Annotated in this window: 3 protein-coding genes and 1 pseudogene; 1 reads left to right on the plus strand and 3 read right to left on the minus strand. The window is 45.2% G+C overall.

Going from position 1 to position 3,018, the window contains the following annotated elements; all coding sequences use genetic code 11:
* The 3 genes from AB4496_RS25540 to argC all read right to left on the minus strand — a co-directional run.
* Positions 1-818, minus strand: an 818-nt coding sequence (locus AB4496_RS25540) for an argininosuccinate synthase (protein ID WP_372132644.1), incomplete at its 3' end; no start/stop codon positions are given.
* Between the two features lie 113 nt (positions 819-931).
* Positions 932-1,720: an acetylglutamate kinase gene (gene argB / locus AB4496_RS25545; RefSeq protein ID WP_009848893.1), complete on the minus strand. Its 789-nt coding sequence runs from the start codon at positions 1,718-1,720 to the stop codon at positions 932-934.
* 12 nt (positions 1,721-1,732) lie between these two features.
* Entirely contained in the window at positions 1,733-2,737 is a 1,005-nt protein-coding gene (argC, locus tag AB4496_RS25550) for an N-acetyl-gamma-glutamyl-phosphate reductase (RefSeq protein WP_102258061.1), read from the minus strand.
* Positions 2,738-2,890: 153 nt separating this feature from the next.
* Between argC and AB4496_RS25555 the strand changes: the two are divergent.
* Positions 2,891-3,018: pseudogene (locus AB4496_RS25555) on the plus strand (acetylornithine deacetylase); the annotation flags it as partial.

The raw sequence follows: 3,018 nt of genomic DNA on the forward strand, positions 1-3,018 counted from the left end.
GACTTCATGCCAACAAGACGGTTTTCTACGATATCGATACGACCAACACCGTGCTTCGCACCCTTCTCATTTAGGTAAACCAGTGCGTTGTATGGCGTCATTGTTTCGCCATCAACCGCTACCACTTCACCTTTTTCAACTTTAAGCGTCACAGTTTCAGATTCGTTTGGCGCTTGCTCTGGGTCTACAGTCCAAGCCCAGCAATCTTCATCCGGTGCGTTCCATGTATTTTCTAGCACGCCGCCCTCTGTAGATATATGCCATGCGTTTGCATCACGCGAGTAGATCTTAGTAAGAGAAGCCGTACAAGGGATGTTACGTTCAGCTAAGTAATCTAGACACTCTTCACGGCTCACTAGATCCCATTCACGCCATGGTGCAATTACGTGTAAGTCTGGTGCGAGAGCAGCAAATGCGCCTTCAAAACGAACTTGGTCGTTCCCCTTACCTGTGCAGCCGTGACACAGTGCGTCTGCACCGACTTTACGTGCAACCTCAACCTGAGCTTTCGCGATAATTGGACGAGCCATTGAAGTACCTAGTAGGTATTTACCTTCGTAGTAAGCGCCCGTTTTCAGCGTTGGGTAGATGTAATCTGCCACCATCTCTTCTTTAAGGTCAGCGATGTAACACTCAGAAGCACCAGATGCTTTTGCTTTCTCTTCAATACCAATCAGCTCTTCATCGCCTTGGCCTACATCTGCAACAAATGCGATAACTTCGCAATCATAGTTCTCTTTCAACCATGGAATGATTACTGATGTGTCTAGACCGCCAGAGTAGGCTACTACAACTTTCTTTACGTTAACTTTGCTCATTTTCTTTCTCCTAGTTTCCATACTGCACATGGCGGTCAGCGTTGGAAATGACTTCATTATTATGTGTTAAATTTATTTGTCTAAATTCTTTAAGTAGTGACTCGTTGTGAGGTCTACTGAGGTAAAAACTGCGTTCCTATGCTTTTACCTGCAAAAAGTTGTGTCAGTTTTTCTGGGTATCGCCAAGTGGCAACCTCGATTGGTCGTCCAAGGTCATTAGCGGCTTCTAGTGCAGCTTGTACTTTCACGATCATGCCATCGGTAATCACTTTGCCTGTAATAAGGTCATCAGCTTGTTGTTGATTAAGGCTTGGAATCAGGTGACCTTTGCCATCCAACACACCACTTACATCAGAAAGCAGTACCAGTTCAGCATCAAGCGCGCCTGCAACGGCAACCGCAGCTTGGTCGGCATTAACGTTCATCAGTTGGCCTTGCTCAGTCAGACCAATTGAGCTAATGATTGGCAGTGCGCCCGCATTAAGAATCGCTTGCAGGACGGTTGAGTCGCCCGGCTCCGCTTTACCTACCGCGCCCAGTTCAGGGTTCAGTTCGCTCACTTTGCATAAACCACCATCTGCAAGGCTCAAACCAACGGCATTGATACCGTCTTTAATCGCCTGACCTTGAAGTAGTTTGTTAGCCGTGCCCGCTAGCGCGCCAGCGATAACAGGGATCTGATCATAAGGAGTAACACGAAGCCCCTCTTTCTTAACGGTTTCGAGGTTCAACTTATTCATCAAATCATCAACAAGGTAACCACCGCCGTGAACAATCACGATTGGTCGCTGTGCCTGTTGTTGGTAAGCTGAAATCGCACCAAATAACTTGCTAAGTGTTTCACCACAAGATAGCGCAGCGCCACCTAACTTTATGATTAATGGTTGATTATTAAGGCTCATATCTAGATTCCCTTACACTAACGCAGTTAATGGCGCAAAACCATAACGTAAATTTAAACACTGCATCGCTTGGCTAGATGCACCCTTTAATAAGTTATCAATCGCCGAAACAACGATGATGTGCTGACCTTGTACCTTCCAGCCTAAATCGCAGAAAGGTGTCTGTTCTACATCTTGAATTCTTGGCAATGTCTCTTCGAGCAATCTCACGGCTGGCTTACCTTGATAAGCTTGCTCGAAGGCATCTTGTATCTGTTGTTCTGTCACACCGTCAGCCAGTTTCATGGTAATGGTCGCTAAAATGCCACGCTTAAAGTTGCCGAGGTGCGGGGTGAAAATCACATCACATCCTAAATGTGCGACCATTTCAGGTTGATGACGGTGATTGAAGACGCCATAAGCTTGCAGGCTCACTTCGCAGAAGCTGTTAACCATGGTCGCCTTGCGGCCTGCACCAGTTACACCGCTGGTTGCGTTAATCACTGGCCATTGGTTCTCATCAAGTAACTTGGCTTCAACCAAAGGCTTAATCGCCAGTTGTGATGCCGTTGGGTAACAACCCGCTACCGCAACAAGCTGAGCTTCTTTTATTTCTTGTTCGTTCCATTCCGCTAAACCGTAAGCCGCTTTGTCTAGCCATTGTTCGTGTTGATGTTCAAAACCGTAAAACTCTTGATAGAAGTTTTCACCTTTAACTCTGAATGCACCCGATAGGTCGAAAACTTGGCAATCGTTCTCTAGAAAAATGGGCGCTAGGTCGTGACTGACTTCGTGTGCCGTTGCTAGAAAAATCACATCAGACTGTTTAGCCACTTCTTCCGGATTTGTTAAAGGTTGTACTGGCATATCAATCAGGCCAGCTAACTTACCGTGCAGTGCAGCGATAGGTTTGCCCGCATCTACACTATTGGCTGAGACATATAAACCTGATAGCGTGAGCTCAGGGTGTCTGTTTATCATTAGAGCCAGTTCTGCTCCTGTATAGCCGCTTGCACCAATGATCGTGGTTTTCAACATCTCAACACATCCATTCTTGAGGTAAGTTACATTTCAAATTTGACTATTCATACTTAATTTTTAGCTATATTTGATTTCTTATGCATTAAATATGATTTAATATGTGTTTTACCGACTTATGGTTTTCCTGTCAATAGTAGAAGTGAAGATATTATGCAATTACCGAGTTTCCTTGAGGTCTATAAAGGCCTAATTTCCACCGACTCCATTAGCTCAACAGATCCAAGCTGGGATCATGGCAACGAGAAAGTGATCGAAAAAATGGCTCAATGGTTTAAAGA

Source organism: Vibrio sp. 10N.222.46.A1, assembly GCF_041473595.1.
Taxonomy (GTDB): domain Bacteria; phylum Pseudomonadota; class Gammaproteobacteria; order Enterobacterales; family Vibrionaceae; genus Vibrio; species Vibrio tasmaniensis_A.

What these genes read in the sequence shown, in the direction of transcription:
- argB (WP_009848893.1), bottom strand. Translation starts at nt 1,720, where the DNA reads ATGAGCCTTAATAATCAACCATTAATCATAAAGTTAGGTGGCGCTGCG.
- argC (WP_102258061.1), bottom strand. Translation starts at nt 2,737, where the DNA reads ATGTTGAAAACCACGATCATTGGTGCAAGCGGCTATACAGGAGCAGAA.